Below are 24,964 nucleotides of genomic sequence, written 5' to 3' on the forward strand. Positions count from 1 at the left end.
TTATAACTATGAACGTTTCTCTTATATTAATTATTCTTTTAGTTGGTGCATTTATCACCTATTTTGCTGGTGACAAACTCGCTTCAAAAGTAGCTTTGTTCTTTAGTTTGGCAGCTTTAGGCTGTTCGGTTGTATTGTTAAACCATTTTAATGCTGGAGAAAATATCAGTCTTATCAATGCGTGGATCAATCAGCCTAAAATTTCTTTTGCGCTAAATGCTGACGGGTTAGGTCTTGCCATGCTTTTATTGACAACGGCTTTAACTCCAATTATTATATTCTCTTCTTTCGGGAATGAATATAAAAACTCAAAAGCTTTTTATGCTCTGATTTTATTTATGGCATTTGCTATGACAGGAACTTTCCTTGCTGCAGATGGTCTTTTATATTATATTTTCTGGGAGTTAGCTCTTATTCCTATTTACTTTATTGCTCTTATTTGGGGTAACGGAGATGCTGAAGAACGCAGAAAAGCTGTGGTTAAATTCTTTATTTATACACTTGCAGGTTCATTGTTTATGTTGACTGCTTTTATCTATTTATACCAAAAAGCAGGTTCTTTCTTAATTGAAGATTTATACAAAGTACAATTATCTGCTTGCGAACAGCTTTGGATTTTCCTTGCTTTCTTCCTTGCTTATGCAATCAAAATTCCTATTATTCCTTTCCATACATGGCAGGCAAATGTGTACCAAAAAGCACCAACTGTTGGGACAATGCTTTTATCTGGTATTATGTTAAAAATGGGATTATATAGTGTTATTCGCTGGCAGTTGCCGATTGCATCTCTTGCTGCAAAAGAATACATGAATATTTTTATTGCTTTAGGAATTGCAGGTGTTATCTACGGTTCAATTGTAGCTTTGAGACAAAAAGATTTAAAGAAATTATTAGCTTATTCATCTCTTGCTCACGTTGGATTAATTGCTGCGGGATCTTATACTTTAACCCTTGATGGTTTCCGCGGAGCAGTTTTACAAATGATCGCTCACGGTTTTGTGGTTGTTGGATTATTCTATGCTGCAGAAATTATCTACAGAAGATTTGAAACTAGAAATATTAGCGAGTTAGGCGGAATCCGTACACAATCTCCAAAATTCACTTCAATGTTTTTAATTTTGGTTTTGGCATCTGTTGCTTTACCAACTACATTTAACTTTGTTGGAGAGTTTACAGTATTATACAGCCTTTCTCAAATAAACATTTGGTTTGCTGTTTTAGGCGGAACAACGATTATTTTAGGAGCTTACTATATGTTGAAAATGTTTCAAAATGTAATGTTGGGCGAAACAAATTCAAAAACTTTTGCAGATGTTTCTGTTAACGAAGGAATTTCTTTAGTTGCGATTATTGCTGTTTTAATTTTCTTTGGATTTTATCCAAAACCAATTACAGATTTGATCACTCCAAGTTTAGAAACGATTTTAAACGTTATCAATAAAAATTAATATTTTAAATAAAATAAATTAGGGCGTTTTAGATTTCCTAAATCAAAAAAACAAAAATGAATACATTAATAGCTATAACAGGATTGGGTATTTTCTGCCTATTGTTTGAAATTCTAAATTTTAGAAAAGGCATCGTTCCGTTTACCATTTTAGGTTTATTGGGAGTTTTGGCACTAAACTTTTACGAATTTGGAACAACAGCAAGTTATTACAATAACATGATTACAGTGAGTAAATTCTCGACTGCTTTTTCATCATTGTTTATTATTCTAACTATTTTCCTTGTAGCATTAAGCCATAATTTTTACGAAAATCATCAGACAAAAATCTCTGATTACATCGCTATAAAAGTATTTTTATTAGCCGGAGGTGTTGCTATGGTTTCTTTCGGAAACTTAGCGATGTTTTTCCTTGGAATCGAAATTTTATCTATCGCATTATATGTTCTTGCAGCGAGCGATCGTTTAAATATTAAAAGTAACGAAGCGGGAATGAAATATTTCTTAATGGGATCTTTCGCATCTGGGATTATCTTATTCGGTATTTGTTTGATTTATGGAGCTATGGGTACTTTTGATATTGCAGAAATTCACGAAAGTTCTTTATCTGCTGAATTACCAATCTGGTTTCCTATCGGAATGATTTTAATGACAATTGGAATGTTCTTTAAAGTTGCTGCTGTACCATTTCACTTTTGGGCACCAGACGTTTATGAAGGTTCTCCAGCTTTAACAACTGCTTTAATGAGTACGTTAGCAAAAGTAATAGCGATTGCAACATTATTTAAATTAGTTTCAGGATTGAATTTAATTCCATCTTTAGAAAATCAGGATTTATTAGGAACATTTGAAAATATTATTCTTGTAATTTCAATTGCTTCTATGACCGTTGGAAATATCATGGCTTTGCGTCAGGTAAATGTAAAACGTATGCTGGCATTTTCTGGAATCTCTCACGCAGGTTTCATGTTAATTACATTCTTAACTATTGCAACTTCTGCAGGAGTTTTATTGTATTACACTGCTGCTTACGCTTTAGCTGGTATTGCTGCATTCAGTGTTATTTTATACGTTTGTAAAAATCAGGATAACGAAGATATTGTAAACTTTCACGGTTTAGGAAAAACAAATCCGTTATTGGCTGCAATCTTGACGGGTTCATTATTGTCTATGGCCGGTATTCCGATTTTCTCAGGATTCTTTGCAAAATTATTCTTATTTGATCAGGCACTTCACGCTGGTTATGTTGCCATCGTAATTGTTGCAGTAATCAACTCTATTATAAGTGTTGGATATTATTTCAAATTAATTTTGGCCATGTATTCTAAAGAACCAAATGAAGAGCGTACAGGAAAACCATTCCTTATTTATGCTGTTGCTATTATTTCTATCGGTTTAAATATTGCTTTAGGTTTATTCCCTTCATTAGTTTTAGATTTATTGAATTAAAAATTCAGATTAAAAAATATACAAATCCATCAAGAGTTTCTTTTGGTGGATTTTTTGTTTTACAGCAGTTTTCAAAAGAAAATTTCATGTTAAAAATTTAAAGTTAAATTACAGACTTCAAAAAAACTCCATATATTTGGGTTCACTAAAAGCATAAAAACTATGGCCTTCAATTCAAAAAATCCTTTTTTAAGTAACAAGCGTTTTTCATCAAATGCTGTTTCAAGAGCTGAAGAAGTACACGAAGCAAAGATTATTGATTACAATCAGGAAATGACTTTGTCTGGTACGATTAATAAAACAGCTATTTTATTTTTAATATTATGCGGCGCTGCTATGGTAACATGGTGGATGGCTTTTAACGGACTGAACATTATGCTGCCTGCTATTGGAGGTGCAATTGTTGGATTTGTTCTTGTTTTAATTTCTGCATTTAAACCACAATTATCACCGTATCTTGCTCCGGGTTATGCCTTATTTGAAGGATTATTCATTGGAGGAATCTCGGCTATTTTTGAAGCTATGTATCCTGGAATTGTAATAAACGCAGTTGGAGCTACATTGGTTACTTTCTTAGTTTGTTTAGGTTTATACAAATTTAAAATCGTAAAAGTTACAGAACAATTCAAATCAGTTGTAATTGCTGCTACTCTTGCTATTGCAACTTATTATCTAATTTCATGGATTGCTTCTTTAATTTTTAATTTTACTCCGGTTCATTACGGAAATGGAATGATGAGTATTGGAATTAGCGTTTTTGTAATTATAATTGCTGCTTTAAACCTATTCTTAGATTTTGACCTAATTGAAAAAGGTGTTCAGGAAAGAATGCCAAAATTCATGGAATGGTATGGTGCAATGGGATTAATGATCACATTAGTTTGGTTGTATATCGAATTTTTAAGATTATTATCTAAATTGTCAAGTAAGAATTAAAATTTTCTTTACACATAAAAAAAAGCCTTTTTGAAATTCAAAAAGGCTTTTTTTATGCTTCATATTCTAATAATTAGTTTACATCTTCAAAATACAAACCTACTAAAAAGATTCTTTTTCCTACAAAAAATACATTTTAACAAAAATAGGTTTAAAAGTTATAAAAATATAAATTCTAAAAACATATCCCTTTTTACCTCTTTAAAACGTCAATAAAATTAGGCTTTCGCTAGAAATATTTTAACATGTAATAAATTACAATTAGTGCAATAAATTACATTTTAACTAAAATATTAGTGATTAATTTTACGTATATGTTTTTTTAAGACAAAATAAATAAGAATATCAAAATTTTGTATAATTTCGTGTAATCGATTACAATCTTAATTTTAGTCGAGAACCACAAAAACCACAAAAAACTTTTATTAATGTCTAACTTAAACAATTATGAAAAAAAACCTACTTTTTTTAGCTATGTTTTTTATTGCTGTGCAAACCTGGTCACAGCAAATTAATGAAGCAAGCGGATGGCTTGAATCTGCTTTTGTAAAATGGCAGCCCGTAAGCAATGCTCAAACGTATAATGTATATTATACAGGTGAAGGAATTGTCGATCGAAAAATTGACACTCAGCTTATTAGAAGCTATGGAAGTTATTTTCGTGCCGATATTCCGGGTTTAAAAGCCGGATCTTATACTGTAAAAATCAAACCAGTTATTTCTGGTGTTGAAGGAACTGGTACCACAACAAGTTCATTGACAGTTAAAGCACACGATCGATCTGGATTTGCTTTTGCTAATTCCCGAGTTCCGGGTGCCTATAATGCAGACGGAACTCCAAAAAGTAATGCAGTAATTATCTACATAACAGAGCAGACTAAAAATACGGTTTCGCTTGATGTAACTGGTGCGACAACAAATCCTTGCGTTGGATTACAAACCATTCTTGACGGTTACAAAAAAGGTAAAGAATTAAGACCTTTAATTGTTCGTATGGTTGGACAGATTACCGACTTATCGTATATGATGAGCGGTGATATTGTCATTGAAAACAGTAAAAATGCTTCGGCTTATCTTACTCTGGAAGGAATAGGAAATGATGCTGTTGCTGATGGCTGGGGAATAAGAGTAAAAAATGCATCAAACATTGAAATTCGAAATATTGGAACAATGAACTGTGACAGCGGCGAAGGCGACAATATTGGCTTGCAGCAAGATAATGATTACGTTTGGGTTCATAACTGTGATTTCTTTTATGGAAATGCCGGAAGCGATGCAGACCAAGTTAAAGGTGACGGAGCTTTAGACTGTAAAAAATCTACTTATATTACCTTTTCATACAATCACTTTTGGGATTCAGGAAAAAGTAATCTTTTAGGTTTAAGTGAAGGAACTACAGCTGGTTTATATATTACCTATCACCACAACTGGTACGATCACTCTGATTCTCGCCATCCGCGTGTGCGTTATTATTCTGCTCACGTTTATAACAATTATTATGATGGAAATTCAAAATATGGTGTTGGATCAACTTTAGGCTCTTCTGTTTTTGTAGAAGCTAATTATTTTAGAAATTGTAAATACCCAATGTTGACTTCAATGCAGGGAACTGATGTTTACAATGGTGCCGAGGGAACTTTTTCAAGCGAAGACGGCGGAACCATTAAAGCTTTTAACAATACAATGAGCGGACAAACTCGTTTTGCTGGGTACAATTCTTCAACCTATCCAGTTGAATTTGATGCTTATGTAGCATCGACCAGAAACGAAACTATCAGCAGTAGTATTACATCAAAAAAAGGCGCTAAAACGTATAATAATTTTGATACCAACTCAAGTGTAATGTATTCTTATACGCCTGACAGTCCGGAAACTGCAAGAACAAATGTTATGCAATATGCAGGGCGTGTATCTGGTGGTGATTTACAATGGACATTTAACAATGCCGTTGATGATGCTGCCGATGCGGTAAATACAGGGTTGAAATCGGCTTTGACAAATTATCAAACGAATTTAGTTTATGTTCAGGACGGAACAAATCCTCCGGCTGGAAATCAAACTTTAACTTCAACTTCTAATAACAATCAAACCGTTACTAGCGGAACTTCAATTGCAACAATTGTGTTTACCTGGGGAGGTGATGCAACAGATGCTGCCGTGACTGGTTTACCAGCTTCGGGATTGACTTTTGTAAAAAATACAGCTGCAAAAACAATCACAATTTCCGGAACGCCAACTGCAACCGTAAATTATTCGATTGCTACAACAGGAACTGCAGGAACTCCTGCAACTGGATCTGGAACAATAACGGTAAATGCAGCAGGAACTCAAACTTTAACATCTACAAATAATAACAGCCAAACCGTAACCAGCGGAACTGCTATTAACTCGATTGTATTTACCTGGGGAGGAACTGCAACTGATGCCACTGTAAACGGTTTGCCGGCATCTGGATTAACTTTTGTAAAAAATACATCGGCTAAAACAATAACTATTTCGGGAACTCCAACTGCAACAGTTTCATATTCAATTACAACTACAGGAACAGGAACTGCAGCAACGGGATCTGGAACAATAACGATAAATACAGGTACGTCTGGAAGCGAAATTCACAATTTTACAACTTCTGGAAAAACAAGCACATTTTATGCAATTACAGGAAATCTTTCGACTACTAAAGGTACGGTTACGTATAATGGTTTGACTTTGACGCAATGTCTAAAAATTGAATCTTCTACCAATATTTCATTTACAACAAGTCAGGCGAGTACTTTAACGCTTGTTTTTGTGGAAGCTTCGGCAACAATAAAAGTTGACAATGTGGATAAAGTAGCTTCAAACGGAATTGTAACAGTTTCATTGGCCGCAGGAAGTCATACAATTACTAAAAAAGATACGTCAAACTTATTTTATATGAATACGGTTTACAGCGGTGGAATGCTTCGTATGGCAAAAATAGAAACTCCAGCTGATATAGAAACTGAGAAAATATTTGTGTATCCAAATCCGGCTTCAAACATTTTATACTTATCAGATCCAAGTCAAAAAATAGAAAAAGTTTTGATTTATAACATCTCAGGCGTACTAGTAAAAACTGTTCAAAAAGGAACTGAAACTATTGATATCGGTCAGCTTTCAACAGGAACTTATTTAGCAAAAATTTATACTGCCGAAGATTCATTTAATCAAACTATTATTAAAAAGTAAAACTTTATAATATTATAATTTATAAAAACAAAAGGCTTCCAAAATTTGGAAGCCTTTTTTCTAATATTTAAAAGAGATTTAATTACAAATCAAATTTAATTCCTTGTGCCAAAGGAAGATTCGTTGTATAATTAATCGTATTTGTTTGACGTCTCATGTAGATTTTCCAGGCATCAGAACCAGATTCACGTCCACCGCCAGTTTCTTTTTCACCACCAAAAGCACCTCCAATTTCAGCTCCCGAAGTTCCGATGTTTACATTCGCAATTCCGCAGTCAGAACCTGTTACAGATAAAAATCTTTCAGCTTCACGTAAATTGTTGGTCATAATTGCAGAAGATAATCCTTGCGCCACTCCATTTTGAAGTTCGATTGCATTATCAACATCACCAGAATATTTAATCAAATATAAAACCGGAGCAAAAGTTTCGTGCTGTACAATTGCAAAAGAATTTTCAGCTTCAGCAATTGCAGGTTTTACGTAACAGCCGCTTTCGTAGCCTTCGCCAGAAAGAACTCCACCTTCAACCAAAATTTTTCCACCTTCAGCAACTACTTTATTTAAAGCTACAGCATATTGTTCAACAGCATGTGTATCGATAAGCGGTCCAACATGATTATTTTCGTCAAGCGGATTTCCGATTCTTAATTGTTTGTAAGCTGCAACTAAAGCATCTTTTACTTTATCATAAATACTTTCGTGAATAATCAATCTTCTAGTTGATGTACAACGCTGACCTGCAGTTCCTACAGCTCCAAAAACAGCTCCAATAACGGTCATTTTAATATCGGCATCAGGAGTCACAATAATTGAATTATTTCCTCCTAATTCTAATAGCGATTTACCTAATCTTCCAGCAACGGTTTGTGCTACAATTTTCCCCATTCTGGTAGAACCTGTTGCGGAAATTAAAGGAATACGAGTATCTTTTGTCAACAACTCTCCTACTTTATAATCACCGTTTATCAAACAAGAAATTCCTTCCGGAAGATTATTTTCTTTGATAACCTGAGCAATAATATTTTGGCAGGCAATTCCGCAAAGTGGTGTTTTTTCAGAAGGTTTCCAAACGCAGACATCTCCGGAAATCCAAGCTAAAGCTGTATTCCAAGACCAAACTGCAACCGGAAAATTAAATGCCGAAATGATTCCAACAACTCCTAATGAATGATATTGCTCATACATTCTGTGCCCTGGTCTTTCAGAATGCATTGTTAATCCGTGTAACTGACGCGATAAACCAACCGCAAAATCACAGATATCGATCATTTCCTGAACTTCTCCATATCCTTCCTGCAATGATTTTCCCATTTCATAAGAAACCAATTTACCAAGAGCTTCTTTATTTTGACGTAATTTTTCTCCAAACTGGCGCACAATTTCTCCACGCTGTGGTGCCGGAATTAATCTAAAAGTTTTGAATGCCTCAGTTGCTGAACGCATTACTTTTTCGTAATCTTCAAGTGTTGAAGTTTTTACAGATGCAATTAATTTTCCGTCTACAGGTGAAAAACTATCTAAAATTTCTCCCGATGAAAAGTTCTCTACTCCAGTTGAAGTTCCTTCGTTAACTAGTTTAATTCCTAGTTTTTCCAAAGCTTCATTCATGCCAAATTGTGATGCTATTGTTGTCATTGTAACTTTTTTAGTTAAAATTGTTATATTTTTTCATGTAAAGATATTGTTTAGAGTTGAATATATCAAATAGCAAAAATAATTTCGTCTTATTTTTTGTTTTTTCGAATTATTACAAATAGCAATGCAACCAAAAGAAAACATAATCCAGACAAAACATAAATAATTATCTCTTTTGTATTAATTTCTTCTTCAAATGAATTTTTAACTAAAGCTGTTTGATATTCAATATCATTCTGAAATTTAATAATTTGAATTTTGTTGCTCTTTTTAGATTCTTCATATAATTTCCCTAATTCTTCTAACTCAATTTCTTTTACATTTTGTAATAAGTCAGTTCTTGAACATATAGAACAACCTAAAGCATTGTAGTCTCTCTTAGCGTAAATCAGATATTCTTTTCCAATATCAAAATAATAATCACAGGATCCAGAGCTTACTGCTAAAATTGTTTTTAGATTATTTCCTTGGAAAATTCCTCCTTTGTAGGTTTTAGATATTTTAATCGTAAAAGCATACATTCTTTGACCATATTCAGAATACAACAAACTATCTACTTTTAACACTTTTCCAATAAATACCTGATCTGCTAATTTCCAGTTTTCCTGAATAGATGGTTTTTCAGAGCAATCACAGCAATAAGCATTTAAAGGAATTAAATTTAAAAACAGAAAAATAAATAACTTTTTAAACATGTAGAGGTTCTTTGTAATCAAAGTAAATTTAGCGTTATTTTACAAGTATTAACGCAAAGCCATCCTGATTTATTCGGTAAATTTGATGAAATTTGCATTTCTAAAATTATAAATATGACCAATTTCAGTCGGCTTTTGCTTTGTTTTGTCTTAGTTTCATTTAATGCTTTTTCTCAAAAAGAACAGAAATCTTCTTTTCAGATTGTTCCTTTAGGAATAAAAGGCGGAATCGACGAGAAAAATCTTTCGGCTTATTTAATAGCCCCCGCAAACACAAAAGATTTTGTTTGTCTGGATGCCGGAACGATAAATGCCGGAATTGAGAAAGCGATTGAAAACAAAGTTTTCAAAGTTTCGACCAACGAAGTTTTACGAAAATATATAAAAGGATATTTGATTTCGCATGCCCATTTAGATCACGTTTCCGGCTTAATTATAAACTCTCCAGCAGATTCTTCTAAAACGGTTTATGCGACTGAAAAATGTATGGAAATGATGGAAAATCATTATTTCAATGATCAAACGTGGGCTAATTTTGGAGACAAAGGCGTTGGTTTTCCGTTGAAAAAATATCACTTTCAGACTTTAAATCTAAACGAAGAAACACCACTTTCAAATACAAAAATGACGGTTAAAGCTTTTCCTTTAAGTCATGTAAATCCGTTTGAGAGTACCGCATTTTTAATTAAAAATGAAGATAATTATGTCTTGTATTTAGGAGATACAGGCCCTGATTCTGTAGAAAAAAGCGATAAATTGAAAGCTTTGTGGACTGCAGTTGCACCTTTGGTTCAAAGCAAACAATTGAAAGGTATTTTAATTGAAGTTTCTTTCCCAAATGAGCAACCGGACAAATTTTTATTTGGACACTTAACGCCAAATCACTTAATGAATGAACTTCATGTTTTAGAAGAATTAGCTGGAAAAGGTTCTTTGAAGAATTTCAAAATCATTATTACGCATTTAAAACCACCTGCTAAAAATATTGCTAAAATTAAAGAGCAGTTAAAAAGTCAAAATGATTTAGGATTGAAGATTATTTATCCTGAACAAGGGAGAAAAATTGGGTTGTAGATCAAATGATTTTTTTTCTTTTCAATTCCAATAACATCTCTTCATGAGTAATAAAATTACCATTTTTTAAATCTTCTTTTCCTTGTTTAATTTCTGCTTTTAAGTGTGACAAGAAATCCTCTTCTGAAGTATTATCTATATTGGGATTGGAATCTTCTTCTTTTCTTAAATCTTTCATAATCTTATTAATATTCATTTTGTTGGAATAATACCTAACAGGTTTTAAAAACCTGTTAGGATAAATAAATTATTTCTTAGCCGTAAACCTCGGATCAGTTTCCATTATGGTTCCGCAGTTATCGCAAGTTCTTAATTCTTCTGAATTGTAGAAATGTTCGAAATGAGGAAGAAAGTCTTTTTCGATATTATGCAGTTCAAAATATACTTCATAAAGTTTGTGATTGCAGTTATCACAATGCCAAAGTAAACCGTCAGTATATCCTTTTCCGGCGCGTTTGCGTTCAATTACTAATCCTATTGAACCTTCTGAACGGACTGGAGAATGCGGGATTTTAGCGGGATGCAAATACATGTCTCCGGCATTTAATTCCATTTCCTTGCGTTCGCCGTCTTCCTGAATTACAACTTTTATACTTCCTTCTAATTGATAAAAAAGTTCTTCGGTTTCGTTATAATGATAATCTTTTCGTGCATTTGGTCCGGCAACAATCATTACAATATAATCGCCTGAATCAACATATAGATTTTTATTTCCAACTGGTGGTTTTAATAAGTGTCGGTTATCTTCAATCCATTTTGTTAGATTGAATGGTTTTGCTATAGCCATTTTTTTCAGAATTTATGAAAAGCTAAGGTAGTGAAAAGTATTCAGTAAACAGTCGCAGTCTCAGTATTCAGACTGAAAACTGTGATTTATTTTATCTCTCGTATTAAATAAATATAAACCGGAAAATGATCGCTAAAACCTGCTTCTGTTAAAGTATTTCTTAACGGATATCCTTTGTATTTTCCCGAAGTTTGAATAAGATAAGGTCGATTAAAAATCCCTGCTTTCCAGAATTTAAAACTTGAAAAATCAGGTTCAATAAAAGATTTGGTCATTATGATTTGGTCAAAAATATCCCAGGAATCTCTAAACGCTAAAGTTCCCATTCCTCTTTCTGCCATTTCTTCGAATGGATTATAAACACCAAATTCAGGAACGTCTGCTTTTTTTGCCTTTGCTCCTAATTCGGTTTTTACACTTTTGTTAAAAGGTCCGTCGTTTAAATCTCCCATTGTAATAACTTTTGCCGTTGGGTTTATCTGCTGAAGAGAATCTATAATTTTTCGATTTAATCTTCCTGCTGCTTCACGAAACGGACTGCTTGCTTTTTCTCCGCCAGATCTCGATGGCCAGTGATTGACAATAATGTGTATTTCTTCATTGTCTAAAAAACCAGTCACTAAAAGCTGATCTCTGGTAAAAACTCGGTTTTTAGTATCTATTTTGATTTCAACATCACCTAAATCTTCGTTTTTATCTTCCTGAAGAATTGGTTTGTTTTTATAAATCAACAACGGAATATTAGCATAAGAAGTCGGCCTGAAATATTTCTTTTGATACAGAAGCGCTACATCGATTCCGCGTTGATCGGGAGAATCAAAATGGATAATTCCGTAATCGTAAAGTGCTATTTTTTCTTCTTTAATTAAATCTTCAAGAACACCGCGGTTTTCAACTTCAGAACAGCCAATTAAAGTAGGCGCATTAGAATTTTCAGGAGTTCCAATTTCAGAGATAACTTTGGAAAGATTTTTCAGTTTTTGTTCGTATTTTTCTTTTGTCCAATGCTGAGCACCATTTGGAGTCCATTCGTCATCATTTGTGCTTGGATCGTCGTTAATGTCAAAGAGATTTTCGAAATTGTAAAAGGCTGCGGTGTGAATTACATATCTTTTAGATTGTGCATTTGAAAGAGAAATTATAAAAAAGGCGAGTAAACAAAAGTGAAATTTAATAATTTGCATAACTTTAAAAATTTAAGTGCCCAATTTAAATAAATTGTAAGAATTTTCAATTATTTAATTGAGTAAATAATTTATATTTGTTAATCTCAACATTCAAATAAGCAAAAGAAACTATGAAAAGCTTCCTTACTATCACAAAATATTTTAATGGTGCTAAACTGGCATTTCTTATTTTTGCTTTACAATCATTTACCTGTCAATCCCAACAAATCATGATAACACCACCTTATTTACAAAAAGGAGATACCGTAGCACTTTTGGCAACAGCCAGAAAAAATATCGACGACAACTTAAAACCAACTATAGATTTACTTAAAAGCTGGGGTCTGGAAGCTGTTGTTGGAAGTTCAATTGGATTAGATTATCACCAATTAGCCGGAACAGATGAACAACGCGCTACCGATTTTCAAAAGCAATTAGATAATCCGAATATAAAAGCAATTTGGTGTGTTCGCGGCGGTTACGGAACTGTTAGAATGTTAGATCTGCTGGATTTTACAAAATTCAAACAACATCCAAAATGGGTTATTGGTTTTAGCGATGTTACAGTTTTGCACAATCATTTAAACACGATGGGTTATAAATCTATTCATGGTATTATGCCGGTTACAATTCCGCGTGCTACTCCGGCAGCGATTAGTTCAATGAAATCGAGTTTATTTGGGGAGCCTCTTTCCTATTCTATTGAACCAAGCAGCATGAACCGTTTTGGCAAAGCAACTGGTGAATTAGTGGGTGGAAATCTTTCTATATTATACAGTTTATTGGGTTCTCCATCTGCAATTGACTGCAAAGATAAAATCTTGTTTATTGAAGATTTAGATGAATATCTGTATCATATTGATCGTATGATGATGAATTTAAGACGTAACGGTTGTATCGAAAACCTGAAAGGAATTATCATTGGCGGAATGACCAAAATGAAAGACAATGAAGTTCCGTGGGGAAAAAATGCATTAGAAATTATTGATGATGTTACTAAAAAATACAACATTCCGGTAATCTTTAATTTCCCGGCCGGACATATTCAGGATAATCGCGCTTTAGTTATGGGAAGTACTATTTCTATTGATGTGAATGCATCTGGAAGTACGGTTACTTTTCAGAAATAATATTATTTCTTAAGCCAAGAAAAAAATACCACGCATAAAAATCTCGCAAAGACGCGAAGTCGCAAAGTAAATTCAAACTTTGCGACTTCGCGTCTTTGCGTGCAAAAAACTTTATCATTAAAATTCAAATCTGAAACTTGAAAAACTTTAAACCTGAAACAAAAAAGCATGGCAGAACACAACGAACTTGGTAAAAAAGGAGAAGAACTAGCTGTAGAATATCTTGAGCAAAATGGTTATGAAATTTTAGACCGAAACTGGTTTTTTCAAAAAGCAGAAATAGATATTATTGCTCAAAAAAATGATGTCTTGGCAATCGTCGAAGTGAAGACAAGATCGAGTTTAGATTTTGGTTCTCCGCAGGATTTTGTGAAGCCAAAAAAAATTCAACTTCTAATAAAAGCAGTAAATGCCTACATAAACTATAGGGAAAAGGATTTTAGTGACGATTTAAATATCCGTTTTGACATCGTTGCGATCCATAAAAACAGGGAATCATTTGCAATTGAACATCTTACTGATGCTTTTTATCATTTTTAACATAATTTTTTCTTGTTATAATTGTAACAAATTGTTTTTTTATTTATATTTGCATAGATTTATAACATCAAATTAACTAAACCACACCAATCAAGTTACAAAAAAAAAGAAAAAAAAATTATGAAAACCGTTTCTTCCATCGTCGAAAATTACATCAAAACGAAACCATTTCTCTTAAACGCTTTATCTCTTGGGATTATTAACCTGACTTCTCTTTCTCGGAACATTATGACTGAGTTAGAAAATGAATTTGGCAAAGAAGTAAAACAAGGCGCTGTTGTAATGTCGCTGAAGAGATTGACTGAAGAATTAGATTTTAAATTAAACCATAAAATTAATAAGGTAATCAAGAATATTGGCGAAATCACAGTTAGATCTGAGTTGACAGATTATACTTTTGCAGCTTCTGAAACTGTGTTAAACAAACAAGCCGATTTAATCTCTGATATCAATGCCTTATCGGATATTTTCTATACCTCATCTCGTGGTGTAAACGAAACGAATATTGTGGTAAGCAGCAGTGTAAATCATTTAGTGGAGAAACACTTTATGAGAGAAAAACTAATTCAGAAATTAGACAACCTTGCTTCTATTACGGTAAAATTACCTAAAGAAAACATCGTTGTTCCTGGTATTTACTATTTCATTTTCCAGCGTTTAGCTTGGGAAGGAATTATTATTAATGAGGTAATTTCGACTTCAAACGAATTTACAATTCTTGTTGGAGAAGATCAGGTTGATGTTGCTTTTAAAGTAATTAAAGATTTGAAAAACTAATCACACAAAATTTAATTTTTACATCTTAAATAAATTCAATTTTCAATAATCCTTTTGTCTTTCTCAAAAAAAGATAAAAGGATTTTTTTACAAATTAGGTTTTTATTTTTTTCAAGCACTTTTATTCCAAATAAGAATATTCTCAAAAAACACAGCTCATTATAGTTAATTTTTAAAATTTTAGCCAAAAACTTATCAACTTGACAAAAAGGGTTTACTACCGTATTTACTGAGATTTCATTGAAAATAAATCACAAAAAACCGAATTAAGTTTATTTTACCATTATTTGCTGCGAATAATATTTTTATATATTTGCTAACCACTCAACGCATTAGAGTATCGATTTTGATAGTATCGTAATATAATTAGATTTAAATACAAACTAATTAATTTAATGTTGGAAGCCAAAGACTATAGCGACAAATTATTGATAAGCGAATTAAAAAATGGCAACGAAAAAGCTTTTCGTTCCCTTTTTGATTTGTATTACCAGGATATTTATGGCTACAGCATAAGTCTTTTAAAATCAAAAGAAGCTGCCGAAGAAAATGTACAGGATGTTTTTATGAAAGTCTGGCAGCATCGCGAAAACCTCAACACAGAGCAATCTTTTAAAGCATATATTTTTACCATTGCCCGAAATCAAGCTTTTAATACCTTGAATAAAGCCACAAATGATTTGGTTTTAAAAGAAGCTATTTTTTATGAAAGTCAAAAATCACATGAATATGGAGATTACTCCATTCGCGAGGAAGACTGCAAAAAACTGCAAAAACAAGCCATGAAACAATTACCGCCAAAGCGGAAACAAATTTTTAAAATGTCACGAAAGAAAGGCATGAGTTACGAAGAAATTAGTCAGGAACTCGGCATCTCTATAAATACTGTCAGGAATCAAATGAGCAAAGCATTAGAATCAATGCGAGTCTTTTTTCAGGTTCACGACGAGATTATCTAACCAAAACCAATTTTTAACCAACTAAATCACTCTTTCCGGGTGATTTTTTTATTTTAATGAAATTGCCCACGGATTTTACGGATGAAACGGGTTTGCACAGGTTTAAATTGTTTTTACACGTGTATTTCAAATATAGCCCGCGGTTTCAACCGCGGGGATGCAATATATAAACAATGCATAATCACGATACGTGTCCCGTGGTTGAAACCACGGGTTATATTTTAATAAAAAATCTGCGAAAATCCGTTTCATCCGTAAAATCCGTGGGCAAAAACCGCATTCCATTTAATTTTTACAAAAAAACCTCTTTTTGAAATCATCTACAAATCAACATCTTACGATAAATTTTATCTTTTCAAATGTTAAAATTTAAAAATTTACAACGTTTGAGTAGTACTGAAATCGTTTTCGGCTGTATTATATTCAGAACACCCTCTAAAAACAATTCGTAATGAATTCAAATTCTGAAATAAAAAGTCTTTTACAAAAGTTTGTTTTAAACCAATGCACGCCCGAAGAGATAAACGAGGTAGTTGCTTATTATAAAAAAAATCAACTTACGGAAGATTTTCCAACTGTAGAAGATATTCAAAATCTTCTTGGCGAAATGCCGAAAATGGATAAACAAACTGCTGATGATATTTTCATGAATATCTTATCAGCTTCAAAAGAAGAAGAATCTGTAATTGAAATGACTGAGAGAAGATCAAACTTCAGAAAATATATTTCGATTGCTGCTTCTGTAATTGTTTTACTTGGAATTGGTTTCTTTTACAAACAGCATATTTCAGACAAACCTGTTGAACAAAAATTCGACTTTAAAAGTTCTGATATTGTATTGCAGTTAGAAAATGGCGAAACGCAGATTTTGTCTGAACACAATTCGGCACAAATAAAAGATGCTAAAGGAAATATTGTTGGAAATCAAAGCGGAGATAAAATTGCATACGAAAACAGTTTAGATCCTGAAAGATTAGTTTACAACACGATTAAAATTCCATACGGTAAAAAATTCCGCCTTCAATTATCAGATGGAACTATGGTTCACTTAAATGCGGGAACGACTTTAAAATATCCTGTAAAATTCATTCCTGGTGAAAACAGACAAGTATTTTTGGATGGAGAAGCATTTTTCGATGTTGCAAAAGATAAGAAACATCCATTCATTGTAAATGCTGACGAGTTGAACGTTCGAGTTCTGGGAACAAATTTCAACGTTTCTAATTATCCTGAAGATGCTGCAACAGATGTTGTTTTGGTTGAAGGTTCAGTTGGAATGTATCAGGCAAATGAAGAGTTTGATGCTTTAAAAAATACTATTCTGAAACCTGGATTTAAAGGAAGTTTCAATAAAGAAAATGCTAAAATTTCGACTAAAGCGGTTATTACAGATATCTATACTTCATGGATAAACGGCGGACTGACGTTTAGAAATATGACTTTCAAAAACATTATTACAAAACTGGAAAGACGTTACAATGTTACTATTGTAAATAAAAATGAAAAACTGGCCAACGAAAAATTCAATGCCAGCTTTAGCGATGAATCAATTGATAAAGTGATGAGTTATTTCAACGACATTCACGGTATTAATTACACGATAAAAAACGATCAAATACTAATTAAATAACCACTAAAACCAATGAAAATTTATGAAGAACTAAGATTACAGGAATAAAAAAATCGGAAAGAGCTGCGAACAATTTCCGATTAACTAAGTGATTGAATATAACGAATTAACTACAATCAATTAACAAAATTATGAAAAAAAAATCTAAGAATAATGGGTTCCTATACTCATTGTTCCAAAATGACCTAAAATTGAAACTAACTACACTACTTATTTTGGTCGCCATGTTTAATATTAGAGGGAATACTTATGCCCAAAAAACAAAAGTTACCCTTGAATTAAACAATTCAACAATCGAGAAGGTTATTGAGACCATTGAACAAAAAACAGATTTCAGATTTATTTATAAACTGAACGATATCGACTTAGATCGTACGGTTTCTATTTCTGTAAAAGATCAATCGATATATGTGGTTTTAGACAAAATTTTTAAAGGAACTCCAACTGAATTTAAAATCAGAGATACGCAGATTATCCTTAAAAAACCAGAACTTAGAACACAGGTAATCAAATTTCAAAAGCAAACTGTTTCGGGTGTAATTACCGATGAAAATGGTCTGCCTTTGCCCGGAGCTTCTGTTCTTGAAGAAGGAACTAAAAACGGAATGGTAACTGATTTTGATGGTAAATATAAAATTACTGTCGAAAGCACTCAATCTGTAATTATTGTTTCTTTTGTTGGATATAAAGAGAAAAAAGTAACCGCAAACCAAAACGTAATAAACATTCAGCTTTTTCCTGATGCAACTGACTTACAAGAAATTGTTGTAGTTGGTTATGGAACAGCTATAAAAAAAGATGTAACCGGAGCAGTTTCTTCAATTGCTGCAAAAGACATGAATCAAGGAGCGATTGTTAATCCTTTACAATTAATTGCAGGAAAAGCTGCGGGTGTAAATATTACTCAAATTGGTAGCGAACCGGGTTCAGGCCCAAGTGTTCGTATTCGTGGAATTTCGTCTTTAATTGGAGGAAATGATCCTTTGGTTGTTGTGGATGGAATTCAGGGAAACATGGATTTGTTAAACCAAGTTCCTCCAAGTGAAATTGAAAGTATAGATGTTTTAAAAGATGCTTCGGCTACGGCTGTTTATGGTTCGAGAGGAGCACCTGGAGTTATCATTGTAACAACTAAGAAAAACAAAGCAGGAAAAACTACGATTGAATATATCGGTTCGACGTCTGTTGATTTTATTCCGAAAAAATTAGACATGCTTGATGCTAACCAATGGTGGGAAACTGCTCAAAAGTATGGCGTTCCGGCATCTTCAAATCACGGATCAAATACGAATTGGTACGGTCTTTTAACTGAAACTGGAATTACACAGACTCATACATTATCATTTGGCGGAGGAACGGATAAATTCAATTACAGAGCTTCTATAACGGCTATTATGCAGGATGGAGTTGTAATTAATTCTAGCAACCAAAAATATATTGGACGCATTCAGGCAACACAATTAGCTCTTGATGACAAATTAAAATTGACTTTTAACTTAAACTCTGGAATAAATAATACAACAAGCAGTATTGGAAGTATTGGTACAGTTGCTTACACATCAAACTTAATTACAAATGCATTATTGGCAAGACCAACAGATCCTGTTTATAATACTGATGGGACTTATTTTACAGATGGAACTGTTTTTCATTATTTAAATCCTTATGCAGCTGCGCAAACGGTTACAAATGAAAGACAAGATGATAATTTATTTGGAAGTTTAAAAGCAGATTTAGAGCTAGGTAAAGGTTTTACAGCAAACTGGTTTGGAAGCTGGAGAAAAACCAACAGAACTATAGGATATTATATGCCGGCAGAATCTACAGAAGCGTATGCAGTAGAGCAGCACGGTTTTGCAAATATTGACAACGCCAGACAAAATGAAAAATTAACCAATGTTAGCCTTAGCTATAAAAAAACGTTAGGAATCCACACTTTTAATGCATTGGCTTTATACGAATGGCAAAGTCAGACTTATCAGGGTAATTACACTCAGGCAAGAGGTTTTATTAGTGATGAAGCTACTTACAATGCACTTCAGTTTGGTGATTTGTCTAAAGTAAGAGCCGGAGATATCAGATCTTATAAAAATGACAGATCTTTAGTTTCTTATTTAGGAAGATTAAACTACTCTTTATTAGACCGTTATTTACTTACAGCAAGTATCAGACGTGATGGTTCATCTGTATTTGGTGCCAACAATAAATGGGGAAATTTCCCTTCAGCATCTGTGGCTTGGCAAATTAACAAAGAGTCTTTCATGCAGAATCAAAACCTATTTAGCGAATTAAAATTACGTGTAGGTTATGGTGAAACTGGTAATCAGCAAGGTCTTTATCCGCAGACTTCATTACCATTAGTAGACAGCGCAGGAAATATTTATTTTGGAGGATCTATCATTACCAATTTTGGTATAGCTCAAAATGCAAATGCTGACTTGAAATGGGAAACTAAAAGACAAACTAATATTGGACTTGACTTCGCTCTTTTAGACAATAGATTAAGAGGTAGTGTCGATGTTTACGATTCTACAACAGATAATCTTTTATTTGATTATACTGTACCTCAGCCTCCTTATCCTTACAATAAAATTAAAGCAAACGTAGGAAGCATTTCTAACAAAGGTTTAGAAGCCGCACTTGCATATGATGTTATCAGAACAAACAACAGCACACTTACATTAGCAGGAAACGTATCTTTTATGAAAAACGAAGTACTTAATTTAAGCGGCAGTATTAATGGTATTCCTTTAAATACGGACTTTGTAAATTGGGGAGCACCAAACTCATTATTAGTAAAAGGAAAACCAATTGGTTCATTCTATATTTTAGAAAGTACGGGTACAAATTCAAATGGTGTTGAAACAGTAAAAGATCAAAATGGAGATGGTAAAATTGATCAGGGAGCTACAAGTCCGGATCGCTACTATGCAGGTTCAGCATTACCAACTTACACTTTTGCATTTAACCCATCTTACAGATACAAAAACTTTGATGCTTCTATGTTGTGGAGAGGTTCTGGAGGAAACAAAATTTACAACAATCTTAATCAAAGGCTAAGTATGCTGGAAAACACTGGTAGCTCAAATGTTTTGGAAAGCGCTCGTGATAAAGGAATTTTTTCTTCTCCATACGGATCTGATGCATGGTTAGAAGATGGTTCATTCATTCGTTTAGAAAACGTTACAGCAGGATATACTTTCCGTTTTACTGATAAATATGTAGACTCTGTTCGACTTTCTCTTACAGGAAGCAATTTACTGCTAATTACAGATTACACAGGTGTTGATCCTGAATTGAATGTAAGTGGAAGTGGTGACCCTAATGATAATTTTGGAGGCGATAAAGGAATTTATCCTCGTACCAGAAGTATTGCATTTGGTTTGACTGTAAAATTTAAATAGTAAAAAGAGATGAAAATTAAAAATATAGTAGCAGCAAGCGTTTGTTTTCTAACACTTTTTAGCTGTACAGACATCAACGAAAATATATACGACAAATATCAACCGGACACCTTTTATGGAACTCCAGAAGGAGCAAATATTGCTCTTGCCAGTGTTTATGCAGAAATTCCGGGAGACTTTGAACGTAAAGGCGTACCTGGCGTAGGTTATGCAGGAGCTGATAATGGCTGGTACGACATGAACTGTATGTCATCAGACGAGCAGGTAATTCCGCATAGAACAGATGGTAACTGGCAGCAGGATTTTGCCCGTTTGCACAAACACGAATGGCTTCCTTCTGAATTCATTATTAACAATACATGGAACTGGTTATACAAATCTATTTTCAATGCAAATTTAGCTGTTGAATTATTAGAAAAATCAGGTGCTGACCCTTCAAAAATTGCCGAAGCAAAAGTATTACGTGCTTTCTTTTATTACTTATTGATTGATGATTTTGGTGATGTTCCTTTTTACACGAACAACAATATTACCGTTGATAAAATCCCGCAGTCAAGCCGTAAAGAAGTTTTTGATTTTATAGTAAAAGAACTAACAGAAAACGTAGAACTTCTTTCTGTAACAAAAGGCGGAAATTATTATGGAAGGTTCAACAAATGGGCTGGTTATACATTGCTTGCAAAAGTGTACTTAAACGCTGAAGTTTATACCGGAACTCCAAAATGGACAGAATGTTTAGCTGCTTGTAACAAAGTTTCTGAAGGCGGATTTACACTTCATTCTGGTGCAGCAGATGTTGCAAATCCTTTAGGGAATAAATATTTTGAATTATTTGGAGACATACTTCCAGATGATGAAACTATTTTGCCTATTTACGCAACTCTGGATGTTGTTTCTCGTAATGTTTATGCAGTTCGTAGTGTATACGGCCCGCAGGGTGTAAATTTATTTGGATTAAGCGGTTGGAACGGAACTATTGTTCCTAAAGATTTCTTCCTGAAATATGATGTAAATGATATTCGTAGAAAACAGTTTTTAGTAGGCGAACAACCTGGCGGATTCAATTATACACTTGAAGTTGGTTCTTTAGATAATCCCGGAGCGCTTCCTCAGGCTGGAGTTCGTAATGTGAAATTTTATCCTGCAGGAGTAAAATCAGGAGGAGGAGCTTCTAATGACTTTCCAATTTTCAGATATGCTGACGTCATCTTAATGATGGCAGAATGTAATGCTCGTTTAGGAAATGCAGCTGCAGCAAAACCTTTTGTAGATCAAATTAGACAACGTGCAGGCTTAGATGGTTTAGACCACAATCCTACTCTGGATGATATTTATAATGAAAGAGGTTTCGAATTAAGCTGGGAAGGCCACAGAAGACAAGACATGATTCGTTTTGACAAATTTTTATTGGCAAACGAATTTAGACCTGCATCACCTGCTTATAGAAAATTGTTCCCAATTCCAACATCTGCTTTAGATGCTAATCGCGGACTTAAACAAAACCCAGGTTACTAAAAACAAAACTATCATGAAAAAATATATCAATAAATTATTATTACTTGGAAGTTTGGTTTTTTTAGCCGCTTCCTGTGAACCTGAAGGAACAGTAACGACACTAAAATCCGTAAGTTTTCCTTCTGGAATTGAGGTATCATCTAATACAATAGTACTTAAAGAAGAGACTTCAGACCAAGCTGCTTTACTGGTTTCCTATCCAAAAGTAACTTTCCCAATTGCGGCGCCAGTGAGCTATGCTGTACAATTAGATTTGCCTACAGACATCAAAGGAAGCGAGGCATGGTCAAAAGCGAAACGCGTTGAAGCTGGAGAAGATGTTTTAAGTAAATCATTTACAGGATTAGAATTAAATAAAATCGCCTTAGACTTAGGATTAAAACCTGACGTTCCGGGAGAAATAGTAATTCGTGTAGAAGCTTCAATGGATCACAGAACGTATTCAAATCCCGTTACAATAACCGTAACGCCTTACTTGAAAACCGTTGTTTTTGGAGAAATCTATATGCCAGGAAGTTATCAGGGATGGGATGTAGGAACAGCTGCTGCATTAACCGAAATTCAATTAGGAGTTTATCAGGGTTACATGACTGTTGCAGAAGGCGCAGGTCCTGGATTTAAATTAAATAAAGGAAGAAACTGGGCGCAATTTTACGGTGCAGGAGCTTCAAATAATGATTTGAAAAACATGAGCGATACTGATTTTGTGCTTCCGGGTGCAGGTTCATATCAAATTAAAGTAAATACAAATACATTAAAATGGTCTCAGACTCCGTATGCGTGGGGAATTGTTGGGCCGGCATCTGCAACAGCAGAACAAACAGCCGGAGATCCAAATTACGGATGGAATCATTCTGTACCAATGTCTTACGATCATGTAACAAAAACATGGAAAATAACGGCAAATTTATTGGCGGGAGCTTTAAAATTCAGATTGAATGATGCATGGACAGTTAATTACGGACCAGCAGATGCTTCAACAAACATCGTTAATCTTGATAACGGCGGAGCTTACACCATTGGCGAAGCCGGAACTTATGAAGTAACGTTTAAAATTGTTGAAACAGATCCGGCAAGTACAGGTTATCCGGCAACTGCAATAACTTCTATCGTTAAAAAATAACAAAAATTAAGTTTAGTTTGGTTTGAGTTTACCTGTCTTTTTACTTCGAAAGGCAGGTTACTTCTCAATCATTTAAAATATAAAAATTATGAAATTTAATATAAAATTTGTTTACGCATTACTGTTGGCGGTAGCATTTGTTTCGTGCAGTTCTTCTGACGATGATTCAGATAAAACTCCCGAATCTCCATATACACAATATGGCGCTCCATTTGAAAAAATGCCAAAAAAAGAAGATGCAATAATTTATCAGGTAAACATTCGTGCCTTTAGTCAGGCCGGAACTCTAAAAGGAGTTCAGGACAGACTTTCTCAAATTCAGGAACTAGGAGCAAATGTTATTTATTTAATGCCTGTTTTCCCTGTTGGAAAAGAAAGAGCTTCTGGCGAATTAGGTTCTCCTTACGCTGTAAAAGACTATAAAGCCGTAAATCCGGATTTTGGAACTTTACAAGATCTTCAAACATTAGTTGAAGAAGCACACAAAAAAAACATGGCTGTTGTTTTAGACTGGGTTGCCAATCATACTGCTTGGGACAATGCATGGATTACACAGCATAAAAACTGGTACCAGCAAGATGCTGCCGGAAACATTATAATTCCGCCGGGAACAAATTATAATGATGTAGCGCAGTTAAATTTTGAAAATACCGAAATGAAAGACGCCATGATTGATGCTATGTCTTACTGGGTTTACAACGCAAACATAGACGGTTTTAGATGTGATTATGCTGATTTTGTACCGAATAATTTCTGGGCAGATGCCATTACAAAATTGAGAAAAATCAAAAAAAATCAATCTATTTTAATGCTTGCCGAAGGTTCAAAATATAACCACTTTGCTTCTGGTTTTGATTATACATTTGGATTTAATTTCTTCAGTACTTTAGAAAAACTTTTCAAAGAAAACAAACCAGCAACTAGAATTCAGGATTCGAATGCAACAGAATATGCTAACAATTATAATCTGGAAAACAGAGTTGTTAGATATACAAGCAATCACGACGTAAACCTTACCGACGGAACTCCATTAGAACTTTTTGGAGGTAAAAAAGGATCAATTGCTGCTTTTGTTGTAGCTGCTTATTTAAAATCTGTTCCAATGATTTATAACGGACAAGAAATTGGATATGCGCAAAGATTGAATTACTTCGCAAAAACGCCAATCGACTGGTCAACCGCAGATAATGAAATGCTTGCCGAATACAAAAAAATCATTGCCTTTAGAAATACAAGCAACGCTATTAAAACAGGAACTTTTACAGGATACAGCACCAATTCAGTAAGTGCATTTACAATGATAAAAGATTCCGAAAAAGTTTTTGTACTTTCTAATTTAACAGATGCAACAGTAAAACATCTTGTTCCGTCGACTTTAAAAGGAAACTGGAAAGACGCTTTTACCGGAGCAGCCGTTACTGTTGGTGCAGAAATAACATTACAGCCTTTTCAATATATAGTATTGAAAAATTAATTCGAAAAAGCATCT

Annotated in this window: 19 protein-coding genes; 14 read left to right on the forward strand and 5 right to left on the reverse strand. The window is 33.7% G+C overall.

Annotated features, from left to right (window positions below; genetic code table 11):
• The first annotated feature begins 8 nt into the window (after positions 1 to 8).
• The 4 genes from ACODSB_RS06595 to ACODSB_RS06610 all read left to right on the forward strand — a co-directional run bounded on the left by ACODSB_RS06595 (position 9) and on the right by ACODSB_RS06610 (position 7,039).
• The gene (locus ACODSB_RS06595) at positions 9 to 1,448 is read left to right on the forward strand and encodes a complex I subunit 4 family protein (protein WP_488936442.1); all 1,440 of its coding nucleotides are present in this window, start codon (positions 9 to 11) and stop codon (positions 1,446 to 1,448) included.
• Between the two features lie 56 nt (positions 1,449 to 1,504).
• The gene (locus tag ACODSB_RS06600; RefSeq protein WP_488936443.1) at positions 1,505 to 2,896 is read left to right on the forward strand and encodes an NADH-quinone oxidoreductase subunit N; all 1,392 of its coding nucleotides are present in this window, start codon (positions 1,505 to 1,507) and stop codon (positions 2,894 to 2,896) included.
• A gap of 162 nt (positions 2,897 to 3,058) precedes the next feature.
• The gene (locus ACODSB_RS06605) at positions 3,059 to 3,832 is read left to right on the forward strand and encodes a Bax inhibitor-1/YccA family protein (RefSeq protein ID WP_488936444.1); all 774 of its coding nucleotides are present in this window, start codon (positions 3,059 to 3,061) and stop codon (positions 3,830 to 3,832) included.
• 447 nt (positions 3,833 to 4,279) lie between these two features.
• Complete coding sequence (locus ACODSB_RS06610) at positions 4,280 to 7,039, forward strand: pectate lyase family protein (RefSeq protein WP_488936445.1); 2,760 nt, start codon at positions 4,280 to 4,282, stop codon at positions 7,037 to 7,039.
• Between the two features lie 82 nt (positions 7,040 to 7,121).
• Here ACODSB_RS06610 and amaB read toward each other — a convergent pair whose 3' ends face one another.
• Positions 7,122 to 8,675 carry an L-piperidine-6-carboxylate dehydrogenase gene (gene amaB / locus ACODSB_RS06615; RefSeq protein WP_488936446.1) on the reverse strand — a complete coding sequence of 518 codons (1,554 nt, stop codon included), beginning with the start codon at positions 8,673 to 8,675 and terminating at the stop codon, positions 7,122 to 7,124.
• An 89-nt stretch (positions 8,676 to 8,764) separates the two neighbouring features.
• A complete protein-coding gene (locus ACODSB_RS06620) occupies positions 8,765 to 9,370 on the reverse strand; it encodes a hypothetical protein (RefSeq protein ID WP_488936447.1) in 606 nt (201 codons plus the stop codon).
• Between the two features lie 114 nt (positions 9,371 to 9,484).
• Here ACODSB_RS06620 and ACODSB_RS06625 point away from each other — a divergent pair, with 114 nt between their 5' ends.
• Positions 9,485 to 10,444 (forward strand): MBL fold metallo-hydrolase, encoded by a 960-nt coding sequence (locus tag ACODSB_RS06625; protein WP_488936448.1) that lies wholly within the window; start codon positions 9,485 to 9,487, stop codon positions 10,442 to 10,444.
• A 1-nt stretch (position 10,445) separates the two neighbouring features.
• Here ACODSB_RS06625 and ACODSB_RS06630 read toward each other — a convergent pair whose 3' ends face one another.
• The 3 genes from ACODSB_RS06630 to ACODSB_RS06640 form a co-directional block, all read right to left on the reverse strand.
• The gene (locus ACODSB_RS06630) at positions 10,446 to 10,622 is read right to left on the reverse strand and encodes a hypothetical protein (protein WP_488936449.1); all 177 of its coding nucleotides are present in this window, start codon (positions 10,620 to 10,622) and stop codon (positions 10,446 to 10,448) included.
• Positions 10,623 to 10,691: 69 nt separating this feature from the next.
• The gene (locus ACODSB_RS06635; protein WP_180857146.1) at positions 10,692 to 11,231 is read right to left on the reverse strand and encodes a 3-hydroxyanthranilate 3,4-dioxygenase; all 540 of its coding nucleotides are present in this window, start codon (positions 11,229 to 11,231) and stop codon (positions 10,692 to 10,694) included.
• A gap of 86 nt (positions 11,232 to 11,317) precedes the next feature.
• Positions 11,318 to 12,415, reverse strand: coding sequence for an endonuclease/exonuclease/phosphatase family protein (locus tag ACODSB_RS06640; protein ID WP_488936450.1), 1,098 nt, complete (start codon positions 12,413 to 12,415; stop codon positions 11,318 to 11,320).
• A gap of 212 nt (positions 12,416 to 12,627) precedes the next feature.
• Between ACODSB_RS06640 and ACODSB_RS06645 the strand changes: the two genes are divergently transcribed.
• From ACODSB_RS06645 to ACODSB_RS06685, 9 genes are all read left to right on the forward strand, one after another.
• A complete protein-coding gene (locus ACODSB_RS06645; protein ID WP_488936484.1) occupies positions 12,628 to 13,527 on the forward strand; it encodes a S66 peptidase family protein in 900 nt (299 codons plus the stop codon).
• Between the two features lie 168 nt (positions 13,528 to 13,695).
• Positions 13,696 to 14,067, forward strand: coding sequence for a YraN family protein (locus ACODSB_RS06650; RefSeq protein ID WP_488936451.1), 372 nt, complete (start codon positions 13,696 to 13,698; stop codon positions 14,065 to 14,067).
• 120 nt (positions 14,068 to 14,187) lie between these two features.
• Positions 14,188 to 14,844, forward strand: a complete 657-nt coding sequence (locus ACODSB_RS06655; protein ID WP_012023298.1) for a hypothetical protein — start codon at positions 14,188 to 14,190, stop codon at positions 14,842 to 14,844.
• 395 nt (positions 14,845 to 15,239) lie between these two features.
• Positions 15,240 to 15,803: an RNA polymerase sigma factor gene (locus ACODSB_RS06660; RefSeq protein WP_488936452.1), complete on the forward strand. Its 564-nt coding sequence runs from the start codon at positions 15,240 to 15,242 to the stop codon at positions 15,801 to 15,803.
• Positions 15,804 to 16,254: 451 nt separating this feature from the next.
• A complete protein-coding gene (locus ACODSB_RS06665) occupies positions 16,255 to 17,433 on the forward strand; it encodes a FecR family protein (RefSeq protein WP_488936453.1) in 1,179 nt (392 codons plus the stop codon).
• A 191-nt stretch (positions 17,434 to 17,624) separates the two neighbouring features.
• Positions 17,625 to 20,837 (forward strand): TonB-dependent receptor, encoded by a 3,213-nt coding sequence (locus tag ACODSB_RS06670; protein ID WP_488936454.1) that lies wholly within the window; start codon positions 17,625 to 17,627, stop codon positions 20,835 to 20,837.
• Positions 20,838 to 20,846: 9 nt separating this feature from the next.
• Entirely contained in the window at positions 20,847 to 22,352 is a 1,506-nt protein-coding gene (locus tag ACODSB_RS06675; RefSeq protein WP_488936455.1) for a RagB/SusD family nutrient uptake outer membrane protein, read from the forward strand.
• 13 nt (positions 22,353 to 22,365) lie between these two features.
• Entirely contained in the window at positions 22,366 to 23,475 is a 1,110-nt protein-coding gene (locus ACODSB_RS06680; protein WP_488936456.1) for a SusE domain-containing protein, read from the forward strand.
• A gap of 88 nt (positions 23,476 to 23,563) precedes the next feature.
• The gene (locus tag ACODSB_RS06685; protein ID WP_488936457.1) at positions 23,564 to 24,949 is read left to right on the forward strand and encodes an alpha-amylase family glycosyl hydrolase; all 1,386 of its coding nucleotides are present in this window, start codon (positions 23,564 to 23,566) and stop codon (positions 24,947 to 24,949) included.
• Positions 24,950 to 24,964: the final 15 nt, after the last annotated feature.

Source organism: Flavobacterium sp. FG68 (assembly GCF_057808895.1).